Origin of the sequence: Sedimentibacter sp. B4, assembly GCF_000309315.1 — a bacterium.
In the GTDB taxonomy this organism is placed as follows: Bacteria; Bacillota; Clostridia; order Tissierellales; family Sedimentibacteraceae; genus Sedimentibacter; species Sedimentibacter saalensis.
In genome coordinates, this window is sequence record NZ_CANG01000333.1 from 1 (window position 1) to 203 (window position 203).

Annotated in this window: 1 pseudogene; it reads left to right on the plus strand. The window is 61.1% G+C overall.

From position 1 onward, the window contains the following. Positions 1 to 203 (plus strand): annotated as a pseudogene (locus BN358_RS11300) (hypothetical protein); the annotation flags it as partial.

Sequence of the window (203 nt, forward strand, 5' to 3'; positions counted from 1 at the left end):
TCTACAGCGTCCCGAACTACGAACTGATCGCTCAGGTCCCCAGGGACGAGCCCCGCACCTTCGTGCTGCGGGTGGCGTTCCCATGGATCAACTTCTACGACAACCTTCCCCTGCTGCTCTCCTCGGTGATCGGCAACATCTCCTCGATGCCGAACCTGAAGCTCCTCGACCTCGAGTTCCCCCCGTCTACCTGGCCCAGTTCA